Annotated in this window: 17 protein-coding genes and 1 pseudogene; 8 read left to right on the forward strand and 10 right to left on the reverse strand. The window is 71.3% G+C overall.

Features of this window, described 5'->3' with window-relative positions; translation table 11 throughout:
* Positions 1-41 precede the first annotated feature (41 nt).
* Positions 42-692, forward strand: a complete 651-nt coding sequence (gene hpf, locus HW274_RS09715; RefSeq protein ID WP_075254613.1) for a ribosome hibernation-promoting factor, HPF/YfiA family — start codon at positions 42-44, stop codon at positions 690-692.
* Between the two features lie 138 nt (positions 693-830).
* On the opposite strand, the gene HW274_RS12835 is transcribed toward hpf, so the two are convergent.
* From HW274_RS12835 to mtrA, 4 genes and pseudogenes are all read right to left on the reverse strand, one after another.
* Entirely contained in the window at positions 831-1577 is a 747-nt protein-coding gene (locus HW274_RS12835) for an LpqB family beta-propeller domain-containing protein (protein ID WP_260679237.1), read from the reverse strand.
* A 150-nt stretch (positions 1578-1727) separates the two neighbouring features.
* Positions 1728-2096, reverse strand: a pseudogene (locus tag HW274_RS13015) (hypothetical protein); the annotation flags it as partial.
* 519 nt (positions 2097-2615) lie between these two features.
* The gene (mtrB, locus tag HW274_RS09725; RefSeq protein ID WP_075254614.1) at positions 2616-4499 is read right to left on the reverse strand and encodes an MtrAB system histidine kinase MtrB; all 1884 of its coding nucleotides are present in this window, start codon (positions 4497-4499) and stop codon (positions 2616-2618) included.
* Between the two features lie 34 nt (positions 4500-4533).
* Positions 4534-5214, reverse strand: a complete 681-nt coding sequence (gene mtrA / locus HW274_RS09730) for an MtrAB system response regulator MtrA (protein WP_003786992.1) — start codon at positions 5212-5214, stop codon at positions 4534-4536.
* Between the two features lie 269 nt (positions 5215-5483).
* Here mtrA and HW274_RS09735 point away from each other — a divergent pair, with 269 nt between their 5' ends.
* From HW274_RS09735 to HW274_RS09755, 5 genes are all read left to right on the forward strand, one after another.
* Positions 5484-6833 carry a hypothetical protein gene (locus tag HW274_RS09735; protein WP_075254615.1) on the forward strand — a complete coding sequence of 450 codons (1350 nt, stop codon included), beginning with the start codon at positions 5484-5486 and terminating at the stop codon, positions 6831-6833.
* A 7-nt stretch (positions 6834-6840) separates the two neighbouring features.
* Positions 6841-7527 carry a DUF4129 domain-containing protein gene (locus HW274_RS09740; RefSeq protein WP_075254616.1) on the forward strand — a complete coding sequence of 229 codons (687 nt, stop codon included), beginning with the start codon at positions 6841-6843 and terminating at the stop codon, positions 7525-7527.
* A complete protein-coding gene (locus HW274_RS09745) occupies positions 7524-8735 on the forward strand; it encodes a DUF4350 domain-containing protein (RefSeq protein WP_075254617.1) in 1212 nt (403 codons plus the stop codon). Before HW274_RS09740 ends, HW274_RS09745 begins: the two co-directional genes overlap by 4 nt.
* Positions 8732-9835: a MoxR family ATPase gene (locus tag HW274_RS09750; protein ID WP_075254618.1), complete on the forward strand. Its 1104-nt coding sequence runs from the start codon at positions 8732-8734 to the stop codon at positions 9833-9835. The genes HW274_RS09745 and HW274_RS09750 overlap by 4 nt, the downstream gene beginning before the upstream one ends.
* A gap of 65 nt (positions 9836-9900) precedes the next feature.
* Positions 9901-11193 (forward strand): DUF58 domain-containing protein, encoded by a 1293-nt coding sequence (locus tag HW274_RS09755; protein WP_185988720.1) that lies wholly within the window; start codon positions 9901-9903, stop codon positions 11191-11193.
* A 23-nt stretch (positions 11194-11216) separates the two neighbouring features.
* Here HW274_RS09755 and HW274_RS09760 read toward each other — a convergent pair whose 3' ends face one another.
* Positions 11217-12212: a stage II sporulation protein M gene (locus tag HW274_RS09760; protein ID WP_075254620.1), complete on the reverse strand. Its 996-nt coding sequence runs from the start codon at positions 12210-12212 to the stop codon at positions 11217-11219.
* 14 nt (positions 12213-12226) lie between these two features.
* Here HW274_RS09760 and HW274_RS09765 point away from each other — a divergent pair, with 14 nt between their 5' ends.
* Entirely contained in the window at positions 12227-13108 is an 882-nt protein-coding gene (locus HW274_RS09765; protein WP_075254621.1) for an RDD family protein, read from the forward strand.
* 58 nt (positions 13109-13166) lie between these two features.
* Here HW274_RS09765 and HW274_RS09770 read toward each other — a convergent pair whose 3' ends face one another.
* Both HW274_RS09770 and HW274_RS09775 read right to left on the reverse strand, forming a co-directional pair.
* On the reverse strand, positions 13167-13406 hold the full coding sequence (locus HW274_RS09770) for a Trm112 family protein (protein WP_075254622.1): 240 nt from the start codon (positions 13404-13406) through the stop codon (positions 13167-13169).
* Positions 13403-13789, reverse strand: a complete 387-nt coding sequence (locus tag HW274_RS09775; protein ID WP_020991738.1) for a DUF3499 domain-containing protein — start codon at positions 13787-13789, stop codon at positions 13403-13405. Before HW274_RS09775 ends, HW274_RS09770 begins: the two co-directional genes overlap by 4 nt.
* Before the next feature lie 108 nt (positions 13790-13897).
* Here HW274_RS09775 and HW274_RS12845 point away from each other — a divergent pair, with 108 nt between their 5' ends.
* On the forward strand, positions 13898-14374 hold the full coding sequence (locus tag HW274_RS12845) for a metallopeptidase family protein (protein WP_009407400.1): 477 nt from the start codon (positions 13898-13900) through the stop codon (positions 14372-14374).
* Between the two features lie 31 nt (positions 14375-14405).
* On the opposite strand, the gene HW274_RS09785 is transcribed toward HW274_RS12845, so the two are convergent.
* From HW274_RS09785 to HW274_RS09795, 3 genes are read right to left on the reverse strand one after another with little or no spacing between them, the layout of a single operon-like run.
* Complete coding sequence (locus tag HW274_RS09785; RefSeq protein WP_185988721.1) at positions 14406-16367, reverse strand: DUF5719 family protein; 1962 nt, start codon at positions 16365-16367, stop codon at positions 14406-14408.
* Entirely contained in the window at positions 16364-20431 is a 4068-nt protein-coding gene (locus tag HW274_RS09790) for a glycosyltransferase (protein ID WP_075254624.1), read from the reverse strand. The genes HW274_RS09785 and HW274_RS09790 overlap by 4 nt, the downstream gene beginning before the upstream one ends.
* Positions 20428-20748, reverse strand: a complete 321-nt coding sequence (locus HW274_RS09795; protein ID WP_003787027.1) for a WhiB family transcriptional regulator — start codon at positions 20746-20748, stop codon at positions 20428-20430. The genes HW274_RS09790 and HW274_RS09795 overlap by 4 nt, the downstream gene beginning before the upstream one ends.
* Positions 20749-20874: the final 126 nt, after the last annotated feature.

Here is a 20874-nt window from a genome sequence, read left to right on the forward strand (position 1 = left end):
CCCGTCAGGGCCGGCCCACGAGCCCAGAAAGAGGTTCCACCATGGATATCACCGTCGTCGGTCGTAACGCCGAGATCAGCTCTCGCCTGCGCGACTACGTCGAGGACAAGGCCGTCAAGGTTGAGCAGTTCGACCCCCGGGTCCAGCGCGTCGAGGTGGAGGTCACCCACGAGCGCAACCCGCGCCAGGCCGACACCGCCGAGAGAGTGGAGATCACTGTCGTCTCCAAGGGCCCGATCATCCGGGCGGAGGCCTCCTCCTCGGACCGCTTCGCCGCTTTTGATATCGCCATGGGCAAGCTGACCGAGCGCCTTCGCCGGGCCCGGGACCGCAAGAAGGACCACCACCGCCGTCACACCGTGGCCGCACCGAATGAGGACCTCCAGGCAGCTTCCGGCGTGGAGGAGCCCCTTGTCCCCGACACCGGTGACGCGCCGATCGAGGACTCCCCCTCAGCCCCCACCGAGCCGGGTGTCGCCGTTGAGGCACAGCTCGGCGACTCCCCGGTGATCGTGCGTCAGAAGCTGCACGAGGCCAGGCCGATGACCGTTGACGAGGCTCTCTACCAGATGGAGCTCGTGGGGCACCCCTTCTACCTGTTCATCGAGAAGTCCTCCAAGCAGCCCTGTGCCGTCTACCACCGTCACGGGTGGACCTACGGCGTCATCCGCCTGGACGCCCAGGTGCTGTAGTCCCATCCGGCCCCGCGGCGCGGGGATGGCCCCTGATATCCGGGTGCTCCACGGTCCTGACCGACCGGGGGCACCCGGAGCCGCGCGTCAGGGGCGTCGTCGGGTGTGACCCCGTCGGCAGACGATGGCGCGGTCGGCTCAGGGCAGGGGGAAGGAGGGGTCGGTGACCTCGGCGGTGAGCACCCGCCACATCGCCCCACGGCGCTGCCAGGTCTGCCCGTCCTCGTCGACGATGATGAGGGACTCCTCGGAGCGGTCGGAGATGACCGAACGGGCACGACGCACCCCCACCAGCGTGTTGACCGCCCCGCCAACCTGGACCAGACGCACCTCCGGCACGCCCCCGCCCTCGGTGCCGGCAGCGGCCAGGACGCACACGGCGTTGGGGGCGCACCAGGACAATCCCCGCGTGCCCGCCCCACTGGCGCGGGGCATCTCCAGGGCCGGCCCCAGCCCGGTGGGACGGCCGTCCTGGTCCCTGATGATGATGGCGACGGCGACCCGCCCGTCGGTTCGCCGCACGGCGATCCGCTCGGACTCCACGGACAGGTCGAAGGCCGTGACCGTGCCGTCCTGCAGCCAGGAGGACTCCAGGGTGGCGCGTTGCCCGGAGCCGTTGACGGCGGTCAGACGACCCTCGGCCAGCAACCAGGCCCAGCCGTGTCGGTCACCCATCGGCGCTCCCAGCCCACCGGCGCCCGCGGAGGGATCCCCCACCGAGAGGATGACGCTGGCGGAGTTCTGCCCCCGGGGCAGGCGCAGCAGGCTGGAGGCCGACAGTGCGTAGACGGCCCCGTCGGCCCCCAGGCTCGGGCTACGGGCGTCACTGGTCCCTAGGACCCGGTCACTGGCCAGGGTGATGCGCCTGGCCCCCGTACCGCGCACGACCGAACCCTCCGACATCCCCACGATGCCTCCGACCTCGGGGGCCATCGGTGTCAGCTGGGCGGCGGCACCGAGGTCGACGGTGCCGGCGAGCACCCGCACGTGGTCGATACCGCTGATCTGGACGAGACTCTGCTCGATCTGGGCCACCATGAGCCCGCGGGCGTCCTCCGAGGCGGGGTCGGAGTCCGCGCTCAGGTGGACAGTGGCGGTGCCGCCCTCGACGACGACCCCCCCGCCCCGCCCGCTCGGCGTTGCGCGGGATGAGGCTGGAGGCCCCCTTCGCAAGCCAGTCCGAGGGCCCGGCCAGCAGCCCGGAGACCAGGGAGTCGGCCTGCGAGCTGCGCGGATACCAGCGCAGCTCGGGGACGAACCTGGACCGGTCCCGGGACAGGAAGGCCAGGGAGCTGACCGCGAAGTTCTGCATGAGTCGGGACAAGGGCAGCAGGATGCCGTGAGGCAGGCCGACGATGCGCCACTGGCCGGTGGAGTTGGTGGCCAGGGAGAACACGCCGGCATAGGTGCTCCCCTCCGGGGCGGGGGTGAAGACGCCCAGGGAGTTGAGCACCCCCACCTGTCCGGAGGTCACCATGAAGGAGCCGTTGGCCGTCACCGAGACCTGGGGCTCGGTCGACCCGCTGTAGGCGCTCACCGTCTCGAGGGGCTTCCACTGCGCGACGGCGTGATCGCTGAGGAACTGCTTAGCGGTGGCGAAGTCGTCGGAGAACCCCGCGATGGCGGCGCGCAGGAAACCGTTGACGATGTCCTCGGCCGAGTCCCCCTCACCCGGTCCGGGGGCGGTCTCGATGAGGGCGTTGGTGTCCGAGGCGGCCACCCCGGAGCGGGTGACACGGCTGGAGCTCGGAAGCGCCGTGCAGCCGGCCAGCACGCCGGCGGCCGTGGCCGAGAGCAGTCCCAGCGCGCCGCGTCGCGACAGTCTGGCCGGAGCCGTCGCGAGGGTCCCGGTGGGCTCAGTTGACTCTACGGACTCTGCGGACCCGCGCCCCCGAGTGAGCGCGTCGCGGTTCATCTCCTGCGTCATCGGCGCCACCCCTCTTCCTCGGTCTCCTCGGGTGTGCGGGTGGCGGGCTCCTGACCGGGAAGGACGACGACGACTCGGCCGACGTCCTCGGTGACAGCGTCATGGCTCTCCCCGGCCAGGGGGATGTCTCCCAGGACGACGCTCTGGCGCGCCCGGCGGGTGGCGGGCGCGGGCCCCAGAGGGCCGACCGGGGAGAAGGAGGACTCCTCGTCGATGGGGATGCCGGCGCGGGCCACCGCGGGCGCGTCCTGCGGGACGAGCTCGAGCGGCCCGGGGCCGCTGAGCCGGCCGGGACCGCCGTCGGCCCCCTGAGTGCGGGGCAGGACCAGCAGGAAGGAGGAGCCGTCGGCCGGCCACCCCCAGGCCGAGAGGCGACCGCCGTGCAGACGGGCGTCCTCCATGGCGATGGACAGACCCAGTCCGGTGCCTCCCAGGCTGCGCTTGCGCGAGGGGTCGGCGCGGTAGAAGCGGTCGAAGACCTTGGTGACGACGTCGGGGCTCATGCCGATGCCGTGGTCGCGCACCCGCACCGCCACCGCGTCGGCGTCCACGGCGACGGTGACGTCCATCGGCTTGCCCTCACCGTGCTCGAGCGCGTTGACCACGAGGTTGCGGATGATGCGCTCGACCCTGGTGACGTCGATCTCCGCGGTGGCCGGCTCCTCGGGGAGGTGGAGGCGCAGCTCGGTGCCGGTGGCGTCGAAGTGGAACTGGGTGGTCTCGATGACGGTGTCGACCACCTGGGCGAGGTCGATCTCCTCCAGCCGGAGCTTGACGTTCCCGGAGTCGATGCGGGAGATGTCCAGCAGGTCGGTGAGCATGGTCTCGAAGCGGTCCACCGAGCTGGACAGGACCTGGATGCTGCGCAGGGCGAAGGGATCGGAGATCTCCTCGCGCGCGTCCTGGATCTGCTCCGTGGCCAGGCGGATCGAGGCCAGCGGGGTGCGCAGCTCGTGGGAGACGTCGGAGACGAAGAGGCGCTGCACCTTGGACAGGGACTCCAGGCGCTCGATCTGGTCCTCCAGCGAGGTCGCCATGTGGTTGAAAGATCTGGCCAGGGTGGATATCTCATCCTCCCCCTGGATGCTCAACCGCTCGGCCAGCAGCCCGGAGGCCAGCCGCTCAGCGGCCCGGGCGGTGTGCCGCACGGGGCTGAGCACCCACCTGGTGAAGGCCCACACCACGACGATGAGGATGGCCAGGAAGCCCAGCCCCCCGATGGTGATGTTGCGCGAGGCCAGGGAGACTATGCGCTGCTCGCTGGCCAGGCTGTAGACGAGGTAGAGGTCGTACTCCCCGGCCAGGGGCAGGCTCACCCGGGTCCCCACGATGAGCCCCGGATCCGTGCCCCCCTCATCGTTGGGCACCGCCACCGACTGCCAGTACTGGGCGCGCGCCCCGCCCTCATCGAGAGCCCTGGTCATCTCAGGGGTGATGAGGGAGCGCAGACGGGTGTCGGTCTCCAGGTCGTTGACGACCGTCGTCGAGGTCTCCTCCTCGTTGCGCAGCATGAGGACCCCCACTCCCCCGGAGGAGGAGATCGAGTTCTTGGCGCCGTTGACCTGCCGCTCGGCGGCGGCCGAGACCTCGTCAACGGTGACTGCCGTGGTCGAGTCGAACTCGGCCTGAGCGACACTGGCGCGCAACGCGGCATCGGCGAGGATGACGTCACGCTGATCGGCGAACACCTCGGAGCGGATCCGGTCGGTCACGAAGGTCAGCAGCAGCACGATGAGAAGCAGACCAATGACGGTGGCCGTGCACACCATGCGCACCTCGAGGCTGCGGCGCAGCAGCCCCGGCAGAGGCAGACGCCGAACCAGTCGCTCCTCCGCGGTGCCCACCGATGACCCCATCGACGTGCCCCCTGAATTACGCATCGGGTTCATTGTATGGCGCCCGATGCGCCGTCGCTCACGCGGATTCGCCGACCCTGTAGCCGACACCGCGCACCGTCACCACGATCGAGGGACGCTCGGGGTCCTTCTCGATCTTGGCCCGCAGGCGCTGAACGTGAACATTGACCAGACGGGTGTCGGCCGGGTGCTGGTAGCCCCACACCTGGCTGAGGAGCTCCTCACGGGTGAAGACCTTCCACGGCGAGCGGGCCAGGGTCACCAGCAGCTCGAACTCCAGCGGCGTCAGGGAGATGACCGACTCGCCGCGCTTGACCTGGTGACCGGCGACGTCGATGTCGAGGTCCCCGGCACGCACGTGCTCGGCCGCACCGGGGTTGGTGCGGCGCAGGCGGGTGGAGACGCGGGCCAGCAGCTCCTTGGACTTGAAGGGCTTGGTCACGTAGTCGTCCGCACCGGCCTCAAGACCGGCGACGACGTCCTGGGTGTCGGTGCGCGCGGTCAGCATGATGATCGGCACGTCGGACTCGGAGCGGATGAGCCGGCAGATCTCGACGCCGTCGAGCCCGGGAAGCATGAGGTCGAGCAGGACCAGATCGGGGTTGACCTCGTGGAAGGCGTCCAGGGCCTTGGCTCCGTCATGACAAAGTGTGGGCGTGTAGCTCTCCGACTCCAGCATGATGCCGATCATCTCGGCCAGGGATGCATCGTCGTCGACGACCAGAATGCGCGTGCTCATAGCCCGTATCTTGGCATGAGCCCCAGGACCCGAGGGACACCCGGACCACCGAGGTGGCGCCCACAGTTTCCCCAGGAAATTACGAGAATCCCCTCAGTTACGGGAAAAACCGGCGTCAGCGCGCCCAGAAACCGGGATTATTGCGGCCGAACCGTGATCTTCGCTGCGCCCCCTGAACCTGGCTACAGCGCACGCGCGGAGCTCCAGCGGCACGATTTCCTCCTCCAGGGGGAGGGCCAGACGACGGCCGGACATGACAGCATGGACTTATGAGTACCGACTTCCCCCCTGACGGCAGCGGTCCGAGCGGAGAGCCGAGCCGCGAGGCTCACGGCACCTCCGGCAGCGACTTCGTCGGAGGCGATCAGGACGGATGGCAGGCCCCCGACGCCGGCGCCTTCACAGGAGCCCCCTCCTACCCGCCGCCGGGTTCAGCGCCGGGAACGACGCCGGGACCCCAGTACCCCGGCTACGGCGGCTACCAGACGCCACCGGTGGGTCAGCCGGGCTACGCAGGCGGCTCAGTGCCCGGGGGCACTCCCTATCCCGGAGCGCCGGGGTACCCAGGAGCTCCGGGATACCCGGGAGCTCCGGGTGCCCCCGGGTACGCGGGCTATGGCGGCTATACGTCGGCACTGGCCCCCAAGCCCTCGATCATTCCGCTGCGACCGCTGTCCATCGGGGAGATCCTCGGGGGAGCCTTCGAGTCCCTGCGCGCCAACCCCAAGGCCATGTTCGTGCCCTCGCTGGTGGTGATGGGCATCGTGGGGCTCTTGTCCGCCGGCAGCTTAGCCCTGTTCCTGTCCCGGCTCGGCCTGCCGAACCTGACGTCCGGGGAGGCTGAGCTCTCCGAGGCCGACCTGGACAACATCGGGTCATCGTTGGTGGGCCTGCTCGTCCAGCTCGGCGTGACCAGCGTGCTGAGCATGATGGCCACCTCGATCATCATCGGCCTGCTCATCGTGACCGTCTCACGCACCATTCTGGGCCGCAAGGCGTCCCTCGGCGACGTGTGGCAGCGCACCCGGCCGCGAGTGTGGGCGCTCATCGGCCAGACGCTCCTCATCGAGCTCATCCTCGCGGTCATCACCGCCGTCTTCGTCGCCGTCGCCGTCGGCATCGGCTGGGCCCTCCTGGGGAACGTCATCACCAACGGGGCCTCTGAGGACTCCGCAGGAACCTTCGTCGTCGTCTTCCTGGTACTCCTGGCGCTGCTCATCGTGCTCGGGCTGGCGGTCTTCGCTCTGATGTGCAAGCTGTGCCTGGCGCCGGCGGCACTGGTCCTGGAGAACATCGGCGTCATGGAGGGGATCTCCCGCTCCTGGACCCTCACGCGGGGCTACTTCTGGCGGATCGTCGGCATCCGTCTGCTCTCCTTCATCATCGTCTTCTTCGCCACCCAGATCGTGTCCCAGGGCGTGTCCATCGTCATGCAGGGACTCGTCTACGCCGCCCCGGACATGACCCTCGCGATCCTGGTGGCATCGACGCTTCTCAGCAGCCTCATCCAGGCCGCGATCCTGCCCTTCGACTCCGCCGTGGTCGCGCTCATGTACACCGACCTGCGGATGCGCTCGGAGGGCCTGGACGTCGAGCTGCGTCACGCCGCCGGAGTATGAGCCGGCCGTGACACCTCTCAGGACGATCAGCGCGCAGGCCCCGGCGACCCCTGACGCCGACGAGGCCCGGCGCGCCGCGGGCAGGGAGCTCTCCCGTCCGATCTACCACGACCATCACGATCTGTGGGACCGACTCTGGAGCTGGCTCAAGGGGCTCTTCGACGTCGACAGCATGGTCCCCGGGGTTCCCCCCTGGGTGTCCACACTCATCGTGGTCCTCGTCGTCGCCGCCGGTATCGCGCTGCTGATCCTCCTGCTGACCAGGCTGTCCTCGGCCCGGCGAGTGGCGACGCCGCCCTCGCTGTCGGTATTCACCGACGACCGCGATGCCGACACCCTGACCCGAGCCGCGGACACGGCGGCCGCGCAGGCCGACTTCACCACCGCCGTCGTCGAACGCTTCCGCGCCATCATCCGCTCCCTCGATGAGCGCGGGATCATTGACGAGTACCCGGGCATGACGGCCCTGGAGGCGGCCACTCTCACCCACCAGGCCCTCGGCGAGCACCGGGTCGTGGCCCCGCTGTACGAGGCCGCCCACCTGTTCGACGCCGTCCTCTACGGTCGAGTGGTCTCCACCAGCGCCCAGGACCAGCAGATGCGCGAGCTCGCCGATCAGATGACCACGGTCCGCCTCCCCAGCGGATGCGCCCTCGTCGGCGCCTCCGCCCAGGCCCCGGGGACACCGGCATGAGCACCCCCACGACGACGTCGCAGCCCCCGGCTCCCCCGGCCGCCCCTCTCGAGGCCTCCCAACCCCAGGTGACGGGTCCGCGCTGGTCCCGGCGCTGGCGCCGGTGGCGCCCGGGGGTCATCGCGGTGGCCCTCATGCTCATCCCCGTCCTGGTGACCGTGTGGGCTCGGACCATCACCTCCACGACGCCGCTGGCCATCGACAACCCCAAGGACTGGGGAACCATGGCGCTGGCCGAGCTGCTGCGCCACGAGGGGATCTCCGTGAGCAAGGCCGGCAGTCTCTCCGAGGCCGTGGATGCCGGCCGCCAGGGCGCGACCATCGCCGTGGTCAACGCCGACCGGCTCAGCGACCAGGACCGGCAGGCCCTGGCTGAGGCGGGCGGCGACGTCGTCGTCATCGGAGCCGAGGGCGGCAGCGACGCCCTGGCGGGGATGACGGGCATGACCCCCAAGGGCACCGCGGCAGCGGCCTCCTCCACCCGGGCGCCGCAGTGCGACGACGCCGATGCCCACGCCGCCCGGAGCCTGGCCGGTACGCGCGCCTCGGTGTCCCTGCAGGGCGATGGCGACGCCGTCGGCTGCTTCCCTGTGGGCGAGGATCGTTACGCCTATGCCACCGACTCCCTGCCCAGCGGTGCCACGCTGCGGGTCCTGCCCGATCCCGCACCGGTGACCAACGCGCGCCTGGCCCAGGAGGGGCACGCAGCCCTGGGAGTACGCGCACTGGGCCACCACAGCCGCGTGCTGTGGCTGGACGGAGAGCACTTGGAGGCGCCCTCCGTGTGGAACTCCTCCTCCACTCCCCCCTGGCTTCCGGTCCTCATCTTCCAGCTGCTCGTCATCGCCGGCGTGCTGGCGATCGTCCAGGGGCGTCGCTTCGGCAGCATCGTGAGCGAGGACCTGCCCGTCGTCGTGCGCTCCATCGAGACCACGGTGGCCCGCGGGCGTCTCTACCGTCAGGGCTCGGACCGGCCCCGTGCCGCCCAGGCCCTGCGCTCGGGCGCCGCGCTGCGTCTGGGCGCCACTCTGGGCCTGCCGCCCGGGACCTCGCGCCGTGACGTCATCGCCGCCGTCTCCCTGGCCTCGGGCATCGCCCCGGCCACGGTGGACTCTCTTCTTTACGGCCCGCCGCCCACCAGCGACAACGCCCTGGCCACCCTGGCAGTTCAGCTCGACCAACTCGAGAGCGAGGTTCACTCCGCATGAGCACGGACAGCACCGACCCCACCCGCGCCCCGGGCATCGCAGGCGAGGCGCATACCGGCGCCCCCCACCCTCAGGCCCCCGAGGGCCCGGACGCCTCGGGGGCCCACAGCGCCCCACAGGTCTCCCCGCCCTCCCCCCACGGGGAGGACGGCTCCGACCCGCGCAGGCGCCTGGTAGCCGTGCGCAGCGAGGTGGGCAAGGCCGTCGTCGGTCAGGAGGCGGCTGTGACCGGGCTGGTCATCGCCCTGCTGGCCGGCGGGCACGTCCTTCTCGAGGGGGTCCCCGGCGTGGCCAAGACCCTCCTGGTGCGGTCACTGGCCACCGCGCTGGATCTGGAGACCAAACGCATTCAGTTCACCCCCGACCTCATGCCCGGTGACGTCACCGGCTCACTCATCTACGACTCCCGCAGCGCCCAGTTCTCCTTCCGGGCCGGCCCCGTCTTCACCAACCTCCTGCTGGCCGACGAGATCAACCGGACCCCACCCAAGACGCAGTCGGCACTGCTGGAGGCCATGGAGGAGCGCCAGGTCTCCATCGACGGCGAGCCCCGGGCCCTGCCGGATCCGTTCATGGTGATCGCCACCCAGAACCCGGTGGAGTACGAGGGGACCTACCCGCTGCCCGAGGCCCAGCTGGACCGTTTCCTGCTCAAGTTGGTGCTGCCCCTGCCCGAACGGGCCCAGGAGATCGAGGTGCTCTCCCGCCACACCTCAGGATTCGATCCGCGCGACCTGCTCTCGGCGGGGCTGCGGGCCGTCGCCGGGGCCCAGGAGCTGGCTCAGGCCCGGGCCCAGGCGAGCACGGTCGGAGTCACGCCGGAGGTGCTGGCCTACGCGGTGGATCTCGTGCGCGCCACCCGCTCCATGCCCTCGGTGGCCCTGGGGGTCTCGCCGCGTGGGGCCACAGCGCTCCTGGCCGCATCACGCGCCTGGGCCTGGCTCGCCGGCCGGTCCTTCGTCACTCCCGACGACATCAAGGCACTGGCGCTGCCGGCTCTGCGACATCGCATCAAGCTGCACGCCGAGGCCGAGATGGAGGGCATCACCCCTCAGTCCGTCATCGAGGCCGTGCTGCGAACCGTTCCGGTCCCGCGCTGAGGCATCGGCCGCCGAAGACCACGAACACAGAACCGATCAGCTGACCGACTCACAACAGGAGTGGCATGTTCCTGACGATGCGCGCCGTATGGGCGATGCTTGCGGGGATCGCCCTGGTCCTCATCGCGCCGCGCCCGGCCACCGTGCTGGCCTGGGCCGGAGTGGTCATGGTCCTCGTCGTGATCGACGTGGTGAGTGCCCCCTCACCCGCAGTACTGCGGGCCTCGCGCTCCGTGAGCCACGGCGTGCGGCTGGGCGAGTCGATCACTGCGACGCTGACGCTCACCAACACCGGTCGGCGCACGGCCCGCGTCCTGCTACGCGACGCCTGGCCCCCCAGCGCCGGGGCGACCCACGAGCGCGGGGCGATGACGATCCCGCCGGCCCAGCGCCGTCGTCATTCCACGGTGCTCACGCCCCGACGCCGAGGGGAGCGCCAGGCGGGGCCGTTGACCGTCAGGGTGACGGGTCCCCTAGGCATCGCGGGGCGGCAGGCGTCATTGGACGTCCCTGCCTCCGTCCGGGTCCTGCCGGCCTTCCGCTCGCGTCGCCACCTGCACTCGCGTCTGGCCCGGCTGCGGGAGATGGACGGACGCAGTGCCGTCATGGTGCGCGGGGAGGGGACCGAGTTCGACTCTTTGCGCGAGTACGTGGTCGGAGACGACGTACGCTCCATCGACTGGCGATCCACCGCCCGCCGGGGCGAGGTGCTGGTGCGCACCTGGCGCCCGGAGCGCGATCGGAGGGTTCTCATCATCATCGACTCGGGTCGCCTGTCCGCTGCCCGACTGGGGGACGCCCCCAGGCTCGACGCCCAGATCGAGGCCACCCTGCTGCTGGCGGCCCTGGCCTCCCGCGCCGGCGACCGGGTCGACGTCCTGGCCATGGACGACGCCGTGCGCGCACAGGTGCGGGGCAGCGCCGGACCGGTGCTCATGACCGAGCTGGCCGAGCACCTGACCGACGCGGAGCCGCGCCTGACCGAGCTCGACTGGACCCTCGTGGCCTCCCTGGTGCGCACCACGCTCTCGCAGCGCGCACTGGTGGTGATCATCTCCGCCCTGGACGGCAGCGCCGGGGACGCGACGATGATTCGGACGCTGGCGGCTCTGGCCCGAGAGCACACGGTTGTTCTCGCCTCGGCCCTGGACCCCGAGCTGGAGGAGCTCAGATCGACGCGTGACGACACCAACTCCGTGTACGTGGCCGCCTCCGCGGAGAAGGACCTGGTGGAGATGCACGCCGTGCGCCGCCGCCTGAGCCACGGCGGGGTGGAGGTCGTGGAGGCACCCGACCAAGGACTCGCCCCAGCGCTGGCCGACTGCTACCTGGCCCTCAAGGCGGCGGGGCGTCTATGAGGCGCACTGCGACGACGCCCGGTTCAGCCGGCCTCGGGCTGGACGTAGCCGGCCTCATCCTCCTCGAGGTCACCCGTGGATCCTGCGGCGACGGCGGAGCGGCCCAGGATGAGGGTGTAGGCCCACAGCAGTGCCAGCGCACCGGCTCCGATGGCGATCTTGACCAACCAGGGGATGGGGGCCGGAGTCACGAAGGCCTCAATGAGTCCGGCGACGGCCAGGGCGGCGGTCAGGCCCACGGCCACCGTGATGAGGGCCCGTCCCTCGGCGGCCAGCGCGGCGGTGCGGCTGCGCCGGCCGGGGACCAGCATGGTCCAGAAGAGCTTGAGTCCTGCCGCACCGGCGATGAAGATGCAGGTCAGCTCCAGCAGGCCGTGCGGCGAGATGAGCGAGAGGAACACGCCGAGCATGTCGTGGTCGGCCAGGATCGCCCCGGACTGTCCCACGCTGACGGCGTTCTGGTACAGCATGTAGAGCGGCAGGAACCCCGTGATCCCTCCGGCCACGCAGATCGCTGCGATACGGGCGTTATTCGTCCACACCGCAGCGGCGAAGTCGGGGGCGGAGTACGTGGAGTAGTAGGACTCGAAGGCCTCATGGGCGTAGGTGTCCAGCTTCTCGGGGCTGCCCAAAGCGGCCATGGCCTCCGGACTGCGCAGGGTCCACGCCCCCACCACCAGCGCCAGGGCGATCTCGGCAACCATGACCCCGCAGGTCCACCACCGGATGCGGTACAGGGCCGCGGGCACGGACTGGAGAATGAAGCGGCGCACCGAGTGGCTCCTCACCTCCCGTGTTCCGGTCAGGCGGCCGCGAGCCGCGGCCACTCGGGAGGACAGCTCGGCGATGAGTTGCGGATCTGGCGCGGCCGAGCGCACCCGCGACAGATGACGGGCGCAGGTGCGGTAGAGAGCCACGAGCTCATCGGTCTCAGCCCCGCTGAGGTGGCCACGCCCCACGAGCACATCGAGACGTTCCCACTGATCGCGGTGCGCCGCGGAAAAGGCATCAAGATCCACGCAAGGAGTCTGTCATGACGGCCGCATCCCCCACATCCTCCGAGCGGATGATCGAGCCCGAGCTGCTCATCACCGGGGAGGCGGTCGCCCTGGAGATCACCCCGGCAACGGTCGCCAACCGCATCGCTTCGGGGCTCATCGACTACGCCGTCTACACCCTGGGGGCAGGACTGTCCGTGGTCGTGGTGATGGTGCTGGCCATCTCCTCCGGCTCGGAGTTCCGAGAGAATCTCGCGTTGACCCGGGCGATGCTGTCCCTGGTCATCCTCGCCTGGTTGGTCGTCATCCCCCTGCTCGTCGAGCTTCTCAGCGGGGGCCGGAGCCTGGGCCGCATGGTGACCGGGGCACGGGTGGTGCGCGACGACGGCGGTACCGTCAGGCTGCGCCACTGCCTGGTGCGCACGCTGCTGGCCGTCGTCGAGATCTGGGGCACCTGGGCCGTGCCTGCCCTGTGCGCCAGCATCGTCTCCAAGCGGGGGAAGCGGTTCGGGGACATGCTGGCCGGCACCTACGTGGTTCGAGAGCATCACCGCTCCCTCGCGGCGCCACCGCTGCTGATGCCCCCCGAGCTGGCCCAGTGGGCGGCGGGCACGGACCTGCGCGTCCTGCCCGGGAACCTGAGCCTGACGGCGCGCACCTTCCTGCAGCGCGCCTCCTCCCTCGTGCCCTCCTCCCGCCACCAGCTGGGACTCGAGCTGGCCTCTCAGGTCCAGGGATACGTCTCTCCCCCGCCTCCCGCCGGCACGCACCCCGAACGGTTCCTTGCCGCGGTTCTCACCGAGCGGCGCAACCGTGAGCTGGTGCTGGAGAGCCGCGACCGCCGACTGGAGGAGGACGTGCTGCGAGACATGGCCCGCCCGCCCTATGGGGTGGGCGGGGAGACCCGACGGCGCTGAACCGCCCCGGGCTCGTCCCCGGGACGGGCCACCCGGCTCGTAGCGGGGGCGCGGAGCCTTAGCCCTGGGAGTCGGGACCGGGCGCGGGCACGCGTGATGCCTCGTGAACCAGGAGGATCGGCACGCCGTCACGTACCGGGTAGGCCAGGCCCGCGCTCCGGGAGACGAGTACGGGGCGACCGGCCTCATCGAGGCCGTCAACGAGCTCCTCGCCGCTCAGCGGGCAGCGCAGGGCGGACCTCAGTCCGGAGGGGAGGACCGCTCGCTGCTCAGGCACGGGGACCTCCTGCCGGCTCATGCGTCCCCCTTCTGTCCGCGCAGAACTCGCAGGTGCCCGCGCCGCAGGATCTCGTCCTCGGCGATCTCCGGCGGGGGCGGCAGCGGGGCCGTCAGGGAGGCCGGCATGATCCCTCCGGGGCGGGGCCGGTGCTCGGCCGGCGAGGCGACCGGGCGTGGGGCGCGGGAGGCCTCGCGCACGGCGTCGGCCAGGGCCAGGAGGTCGTCCTCACTGGGGGGCGCCGGTTCGAACTCGGTGGCCAGGCGGATGATCTGCCAGCCGCGGGGGGCCGTGAAGGAGGAGACGTGCTTGTCGCACAGGTCATAGGCTTCGGGCTGGGCCTCGGTGGCCAGTGGCCCCAGCACGATGGTGGAGTCCGCGTAGACGGAAGTCAGGGTGGCCACGGCTGGACGCTCGCAGCCGGGCTTGCGGCAGTGTCGGACTCTTCTCACGCTCGCAGGTTACCGTGCCGTTGCCCGCCGGTCATCCACACGCCGCCTAGGCTGGCCGATGTGACCGACCTGTTCCCCTTCTCACCCGGGCGGATCCCCCCGCGCTCCGCCGCGGCACCGGGGCGGCGCCCGAGCAGTCGTCGCGACCGCCACGGCCGGGGGCTGCGCGGTCCGCTCCTGCCGCCGCACCTGCCGGCCTGGCGCACCCGCGCCGAGCGCTTCGACGAGCTCGTCGTGGACGCGGCCCAGAACCTGGCCAGACGCTGGCCGTCGGTGGATCAGATCCAGTTCGCCGTCGAGGAGGTCCCGCCCTCGGATCCGGCGCCCTGGGAACGCTCGGTGGTACTGGGACGCGGCTTCACCGCTGAGCCCCGTGCGGGACTGCCGGCGCGTGTCGTCATCTACCGCCGACCGGTGGCCTCGCGGGCCACGAACGACGCCGAGCTGGCCGACCTGGTGCACCGTGTCGTCGTCGAGCAGGTGGCCCTCATGCTGGGACGCCGCCCCGAGGAGATCGATCCCGGCTCGGCCCTGTGAGACGGACTCCCCCGCCCGGGGCCCGGTGTCGTCAGTCCAGCAGGATGCGGCGCTGGGCCTGAACGGTGGCGTCGGGCTGAGCCGGCACGGTGGAGATGAGCGTGCCTGCCAGGTCTCCACCGGCCTGCGCGGTCACGATGGTTGCGGCGGCCAGGCCGCTGGAGGTGTGCGAGGCCCCCGATGAGCCCTTCTGACCGGCCGTGTTCAGGCGGACGGCGGAGACCTTGGCCGGCACCTCGACGACGCTGGAGCTGCCCTTGGCGACCTTGACGTCCTGCTTCCAGGAGCCGTCGAGGGAGGACAGGGTCACCGAGGTGGTCTCACCGCTGTTGGCCACGGTGACCGCCGAGCTCAGGGAGGTCGCGCGCGGCACCGCCAGCAGGCCGGAGTCCGCGGCTCCGGGCAGCGCGGCCTGCGCCCAGGCCTGGTCGTGGACGAGGGCCTTGGAGCGCGCGGGGTACTCACCGCCGCTGCGCACCATGCGGACAGCGGCTCCCACTGGCGTGTTCGACGTGACCTGCACGCCGTAGGTGCCCGCGGGCACGCCGGCCAGCTGGATGTCGAAGACGGAGCCGGCGTCGATGGTCACGGACTGCGCCCCGCTCAGCGGACGGGCCCCGTCCTTGCCGAGCATGGTCACCGACACGGTCGCCGGGGCCGCACCAGGGTTGATGATGCGCACGGCCGGGGTGTCGGAGGAGTCCGCACCGGTCTTGGCGTCGGCAACCTCGCCCTGTGCGGCCGGCTCGACGATCTCCACGCCGGGAATCACGAGGTCGGTGGCCGGAGCGGCTCCCGGGGTGATGACGTCGGTGCCGGCGGGGGTCTCCCCGTCGAGGGACTCGGTGACGAGGGTGGGCACCACGGAGCCGCCGTCGGCCTCGACGGATACGGCGATGCGCGGGTCCTGGCTGCCCTTCGTCTCCAGGGCCAGGGAGGAGGAGCCGCCCGCGGGCACGGTGATCTCCCCGTTGCTGGGCAGGCTGAGCCGGCCGATGGAACCGTAGAGGGTGACCTTCGCGGTGGCGGGGGTGACGCCGGGGTTGACCAGTCGCAGCTCGGCCGAGGATCCTGCCGCGATGGAGCCGCCCACGATCCAGGACATGGCGGACAGCTGGGTGCAGGGGGCGGCGGTGAGCCCCCGCAGGTCACCGTTCTTGGTCAGAGTCGTCACCGCCCCGACGGCGTTGGCCACCCGGCCGTCAGCGGGCGCGAGGGTGAGGATGCCGCCCTCGGCGGTACTCATGGAGGTGGCCGTGTCGGTGGGGATGCTCCGACCGGCATAGGTGGCCGACTTGGCGGCCCCGTCTCCCTTGGCCGGGACGATGGCGGTGGCGGACTCCATGGCGCCCACGTCGGTGCCCCGCAATGTATTGGTGGGCGCGTGCGGGCAGACGTAGGTGGTGGCGCCTCCGGGCTGGGCCAGGCTCAGGGCCTGCAGCTGCGGGGTCGGTGTGGTCGGTGCGGTGTACCCCCACCAGGTGACGCCTCCGACGGCCGCGGCCAGCGCGAGCGAGGTCAGGACACCGACGCCGCGGGAGATCGTCTGCCCCAGCGACCGGCGGTGCCGCCTGGTGCTGGCGGACTTCCTCCGACGCCTCGGGGAGGAGGTGGTGGAGGGAGCGTCAGTCTCATCCACCGTCTCGGCATCGGTGTCATCCGACGCCTCGGCATCGGTGTCGGCTGCGTCCTCGGCATCGGTGCGGGAGGCGTCGTCTGCGGCCTCGCCGGTGGAGGCGCTGCCTGAGTCCTGGTCGGCGGGGCTGTCAGCGCCTTCGTCCGCCTCCTGATCCGCCTCCTCGTCTGCGGCCTTGTCCACGGTCTCGTCCGCGATCTCATCCGCGGTGTCGTTGTCGGTCTTCTCCGCGGAGGCGGTCTCGTCGTCGGCCTGCTGCGGGTCCGGGCTGGTCGGTTCGTGCTGCGGGGGCTGGGTCTCGGACGTCTCCACTGACTCCTGCTGGCTGTCGGCGTCGTCCTGACGGGGCTGCGTCATGAGGCCATCTCCTTTCCGCGTCGCAGGGGAAGTGCCGCCACCAGAGTCAGGGCCCAGACTGCCCAGATCGTGTAGGTCGCGGCGGCCGTGGACCTGCGGGTGTGGGTGACCACCAGCTCCCCGCCCTCTGAGCCGACGGTGAAGCCCTGCTTCCAGCTGCCGTCCTGGGCGCGAACCGTGGTGGCCTCAAGGCGCCGGCCATCGAGGGTGGCGCTCCAGCCGGCGTCGGAGCGCTCCACCATGACGAGGGTGCGGGGGCCGGCTCCGGCGGGAATCTCAGTGCGGGTCCCCGAACCGGTACCGGTGGACGCGACGGGGGTGACCACACCGCCGGCGTCCAGGAGGCTCAGGCGGGCCGAGTCGGGGTGCGCCGAGGACGTGACCCTCCAGGAGTTGCCCGAGGCGGTCTGGGCGAGCTGCTCCAGTCCCGGCGTCGAGGCCAGGCCCACGCGGGCCTCGGCGGTGACGGCGTCGCCCTCCTGGTGATCGAGCACGACGACGGCGATGCCGTGGGCCGCCAGGGCGTCGGCGGCCCCCTTGTCCTGTCCGGCGGTGGCGCGGGTGACGATCTGGGCGAGCTCGACGTCGGCGGGGTCGTCCAGGACGAGTGCCTGACCTGCCGCTGCGCTCCTGGGCCTGGCCGGCCGAGCGTCCTTGCCGGGCTTGAGCCCGGGGTCGGCCAGTGCCGCGGCGGCACGGGTGCGCGCCTCGACATTGACCGCTCCGGGCAGGACGTCGCTGATCTGGGTGCCGGGCCCGCGCCAGATGGTGGCCTGGAGCCCCTGCGGCGTGGAGGTGAGTCTGAGAACTCGTCCGGCCGCCTCCGAGCCCTGGAACTGCTCGGCGATGAGCGGGATCTGCTGGGGCGTGGAGTGCAGCGCCAGGACCCGCGGGTTGCTGGCGCGGTGAGCCTGGTAGGACCAGATGCCACCGACCACCACCGGGGCGAGCAGGACGAGGCAGGCCGCGGTCGTGAAGGCCGCCTTGAGGCGGCGCGATCGCTTCCGCCTCGCCGTCAGGTCTGCGGCCGAGGAGGAGGCCGCGTCGGTATCCTTCCGGCCCCTGCGCTCCAGGGCGCGACGGCCGCCTCTGGACCGCTGACCGAGCAGGTCCCAGATGGTCTCGCCGGCGGTCAGGGCCGCTGTGAGGAAGCCGCTCAGCGCCAGGGACAGACCGGCCCCGGACCATCCGTTGACGGGGGCCAGGCCGCTTCCGGCGACGTCCGGGCCCAGCCCGGTCGGGGTGCGCAGGCAGAGCCCGGCCAGGATGAGGCCGCCCAGGGCCAGAAGGATGCCGGTGCGGGCCACCCGGACGCGCCGGGAGAAGAAGAGCCCGACGACGCCCAGGACCGGGACCAGCGCCAGCAGCACCCGCAGCAGGACGCTCAGGGCCCCGGAGGACACGAGGGCATCCAGGTCCATCGGGGAGCCGACCAGCAGGTCGAGGCTGCTCGGCGCCGGCGCGGAGACGGGCAGGCCGATGTCGGTCAGCAGCAGCCGGACCCCCTCGGCCCAGCCCGCCCGGTGGCCCAGGAGCCAGGCGCCCCACCAGGCCGGGGCGGCGGTGACCAGCATGGGGACCAGGGTGAGGACGAGCTTGAAGCCGCGTCGCGTGGTCACCGACAGCAGCAGGATGATGACGGCCAGCACGGCGGCGGTGGCCGGGATGGCCGCGACGACGACGCTCAGCAGCAGTCCTGCGACTGCGGCGGCCGTTGCCGACCCGTGGCCGTACTTCTCCGTGGGGGGCAGGTCGACCTCGGGCTCTCGAGCAGCCGGGGCGCGGACGGCAGGGTCGGTCTCCTCCTCATCCTCACCGCGGTCATGAGCGTCATCCTCCGGGGCGGCGGCCGTGTCGGCCTCCCCGTCCTGGGCGGGATCGGCATCACCCTCGGTATCGCCCGCAGTATCACCCTCGGCATCGACTGCATGCACTGCATCCGCAGCATCCTCGGTGGCCGCGGCATCGTCAGTGTCTTCGGCGTCCTGGGTGTCCTCGGCCTTCGACTCGGCCTGTGCCTCCTCGTCCAGGTGGGCGAGGTCGGTGACCTTCTCAGTGGAGAAACGGTCGAGCTCGGCGCGCTCCTCGTCGGTGAGCAGGTGGGCACCCACCAGTCCGGACAGAACGAGGTCACGCCGGTCGGCGCCCACTGCGCGGGCCAGGGCCAGCAGCGCCCAGGGCAGGACGAGGTGGACCAGGAGGGCGCCGAGGCGCCCTTGGCCCAGGGCGAGCAGGAGGCTGGGAGACAGGGCCCACACGAGTGCCGCCCAGGCCCTCAGCACCACCTTCCGGGTCATCGTGCCGGCGGCGAACCATGCCCCCAGCGCCGCCAGGGGCACGGCCAGGAGCACCAGAGCGCTGATGAGCGCGCTGGTCTCCAGACCGACCAGCCTTCCCAGGGCCGCCGGTAGGGCCAGGATGCCCAGCAACGGGGTGACGCCGCCCGGATAGCCGTCCGCGGTGGCTATCCAGGTGCTCCAGGCGCTGTCCCACATCTGACGCCAGCCGCCGCTGAACAGGGGCAGGGCCCCACCGGTGATGGAGCGGGTCAGCAGCAGCCGGGACAGGCCGTAGGTGCTCAGTGCCAGCACCAGCACCATGACCGCGCTCAGGGTGCGGCGCCGGCTGCGGGCCAGTGCGGCGAGCTCGCGCAGCTCGAGCTCGCTGGGGGCTGCTGCGCGGGCACGACGCTCGCGCTCCTGGCGGCTGCGATCCCGGCGCACCCCGCGAATCTCGGCCGCCGTGGCGTACAGACGCCCCAACGCGGATGCAGGCACCTTGGTGTGCTGGGCGAGCCGGCGCCTGGCGGCCTTGATCCGTCGGCCGCGGCCGGCCACGGCCAGAGCCGCGCCGAGCTCGTCGCGGGCCAGCGCCGGAGCCTTGGAGGCCAGGCGCCACACGAACCGCATCAGTCCGAGGATGACGAACCAGGTCAGCAGCAGACCGATGGGACGGGTGGAGAAGGCCGCCCAGTTGGTGAGCTGGGCGCTGCGCCGAGCCCGGAAGGATCTCTCCGGGTCGGGCTCGGGAAGGGCGACCTCGATGGCCTCGGCATCGGTTCGGGGAGGCGCGTCGGAGGAGTGGGAGACGGATGCGGGGCGGCGAAGCCCCTGGTAGGAGGCCCGTCGGTGGCGGATGACGGCGGTGGGTTCGACGATGACGCGGTATCCGGCCAGGCGCGCGGCGCGCGAGAGCTCCAGGCCGTCGCCGAAGGGGCCGAGCCACGGGGCGATGCCGCCGATCTCCTCCCACACGGCCCGGTCGATGAGGGCGCCGGCTGTTCCTACGGCCAGGACGTCACTGCGGTCATCGTGCTGGCCCTGGTCGACCTCGCCGGGGACGATGTCATTGGCGCGGCGGGCCGAGGCGGTGGCGCGCAGCCCGACCTCCAGGAGCAGCTCGGGGTTGTCCCAGCCCACCTGCTTGGGTCCGACGATTCCCACGGAGCGGGCGTTGGTCGCGGCGGTGAGCAGCCGCTCGAGGCAGTCCTCGGCGGGCGCGGAGTCGTCATGGAGCAGCCAGAACCACACTTGGTGCTCCGGCATCTCCGGGGCGGCCTCGGTGGGGGCAACGAGCCGCTGCTCGTAGGCGGTGATCGGCGAGAGTGCACCGGTGGGGCCGGTAATGGGACCCGAGCCCGACAGCAGCAGGTCCCGCACCGAGGTGCGCGGCCCGCTCGAGGTGGTGTCAGCATCTGAGCCCTCTGCGCCGTCGACGACCTCCGAGCTGCGGCGCTTGCGGTTGCCGGCGGCGACGAGTCCGGCATAGGCGGTCAGTCCTCGGGAGACGGCGTCCCCGAAGTTCTTGGCCTCCTTGGCTCTGACGACGCGCACGGCGGTGGTGGCATCCAGCCCCGACCTCTCCACGAGCTCCTCGATCGGGGTTCCGTCCCCCAGCCCGTTGGCTCGCGAGGCGACGTCGACGACGAGGACGACGTCCGGCGCACAGGTCTGTGAGGTGATCGCGGACAGTGTCTGCGCCAGAAACGGGCTCGCCCCGGCCGACACGACGACGGCCAGGGCTCCTACCCGACTGGCTCCCTGTGTGGAGCCGGCGGGGGTCATACTGCGCGACGCTTGAGCTTGCGCCGCTCGCGCTCCGACATGCCGCCCCAGATACCGAAGCGCTCGTCGTTGGCGAGGGCGTACTCGAGGCACTCCTCACGAACCTCGCAAGTCGCACAGACTCGCTTGGCCTCGCGTGTGGAACCACCCTTCTCAGGGAAGAAGGCCTCTGGGTCCGTCTGAGCGCACAGAGCGCGCTCCTGCCACGCCAGAGGACCTTCATCGACGTCGTCACCGCCACCGAAGAGGAGTGACAGCACCTCCGCGTCAGGCTCCTCTGGGTGCTTCAGTGGGCCGTCGCCGAGGATGTTCCACATGCCGGCCTCCCTTCGATCCGAGCTTCTTGCCAGTAAGAATTACATGCGTGTGAGACAAGGCCAGTCAAGCCAGCGAGGGAAAGTTCACCCTCTCGTGACCGTCGACATCATTCCTTGATATATCAA

This window comes from Actinomyces sp. oral taxon 169 (genome assembly GCF_013394715.1).
In the GTDB taxonomy this organism is placed as follows: domain Bacteria; phylum Actinomycetota; class Actinomycetes; order Actinomycetales; family Actinomycetaceae; genus Actinomyces.

Excerpts from the sequence above, each read along its gene's own strand:
- HW274_RS09770 (WP_075254622.1), bottom strand. The coding sequence starts at position 13,406 with ATGAGCCGGCAGGAGGTCCCCGTGCCTGAGCAGCGAGCGGTCCTCCCC.
- HW274_RS09785 (WP_185988721.1), bottom strand. The coding sequence starts at position 16,367 with ATGACGCAGCCCCGTCAGGACGACGCCGACAGCCAGCAGGAGTCAGTG.
- HW274_RS09765 (WP_075254621.1), top strand. The coding sequence starts at position 12,227 with ATGACGGCCGCATCCCCCACATCCTCCGAGCGGATGATCGAGCCCGAG.
- HW274_RS09750 (WP_075254618.1), top strand. The coding sequence starts at position 8,732 with ATGAGCACGGACAGCACCGACCCCACCCGCGCCCCGGGCATCGCAGGC.
- hpf (WP_075254613.1), top strand. The coding sequence starts at position 42 with ATGGATATCACCGTCGTCGGTCGTAACGCCGAGATCAGCTCTCGCCTG.
- HW274_RS09790 (WP_075254624.1), bottom strand. The coding sequence starts at position 20,431 with ATGACCCCCGCCGGCTCCACACAGGGAGCCAGTCGGGTAGGAGCCCTG.
- HW274_RS09755 (WP_185988720.1), top strand. The coding sequence starts at position 9,901 with ATGTTCCTGACGATGCGCGCCGTATGGGCGATGCTTGCGGGGATCGCC.
- HW274_RS09735 (WP_075254615.1), top strand. The coding sequence starts at position 5,484 with ATGAGTACCGACTTCCCCCCTGACGGCAGCGGTCCGAGCGGAGAGCCG.
- HW274_RS09795 (WP_003787027.1), bottom strand. The coding sequence starts at position 20,748 with ATGTGGAACATCCTCGGCGACGGCCCACTGAAGCACCCAGAGGAGCCT.
- mtrA (WP_003786992.1), bottom strand. The coding sequence starts at position 5,214 with ATGAGCACGCGCATTCTGGTCGTCGACGACGATGCATCCCTGGCCGAG.
- HW274_RS09745 (WP_075254617.1), top strand. The coding sequence starts at position 7,524 with ATGAGCACCCCCACGACGACGTCGCAGCCCCCGGCTCCCCCGGCCGCC.
- mtrB (WP_075254614.1), bottom strand. The coding sequence starts at position 4,499 with ATGCGTAATTCAGGGGGCACGTCGATGGGGTCATCGGTGGGCACCGCG.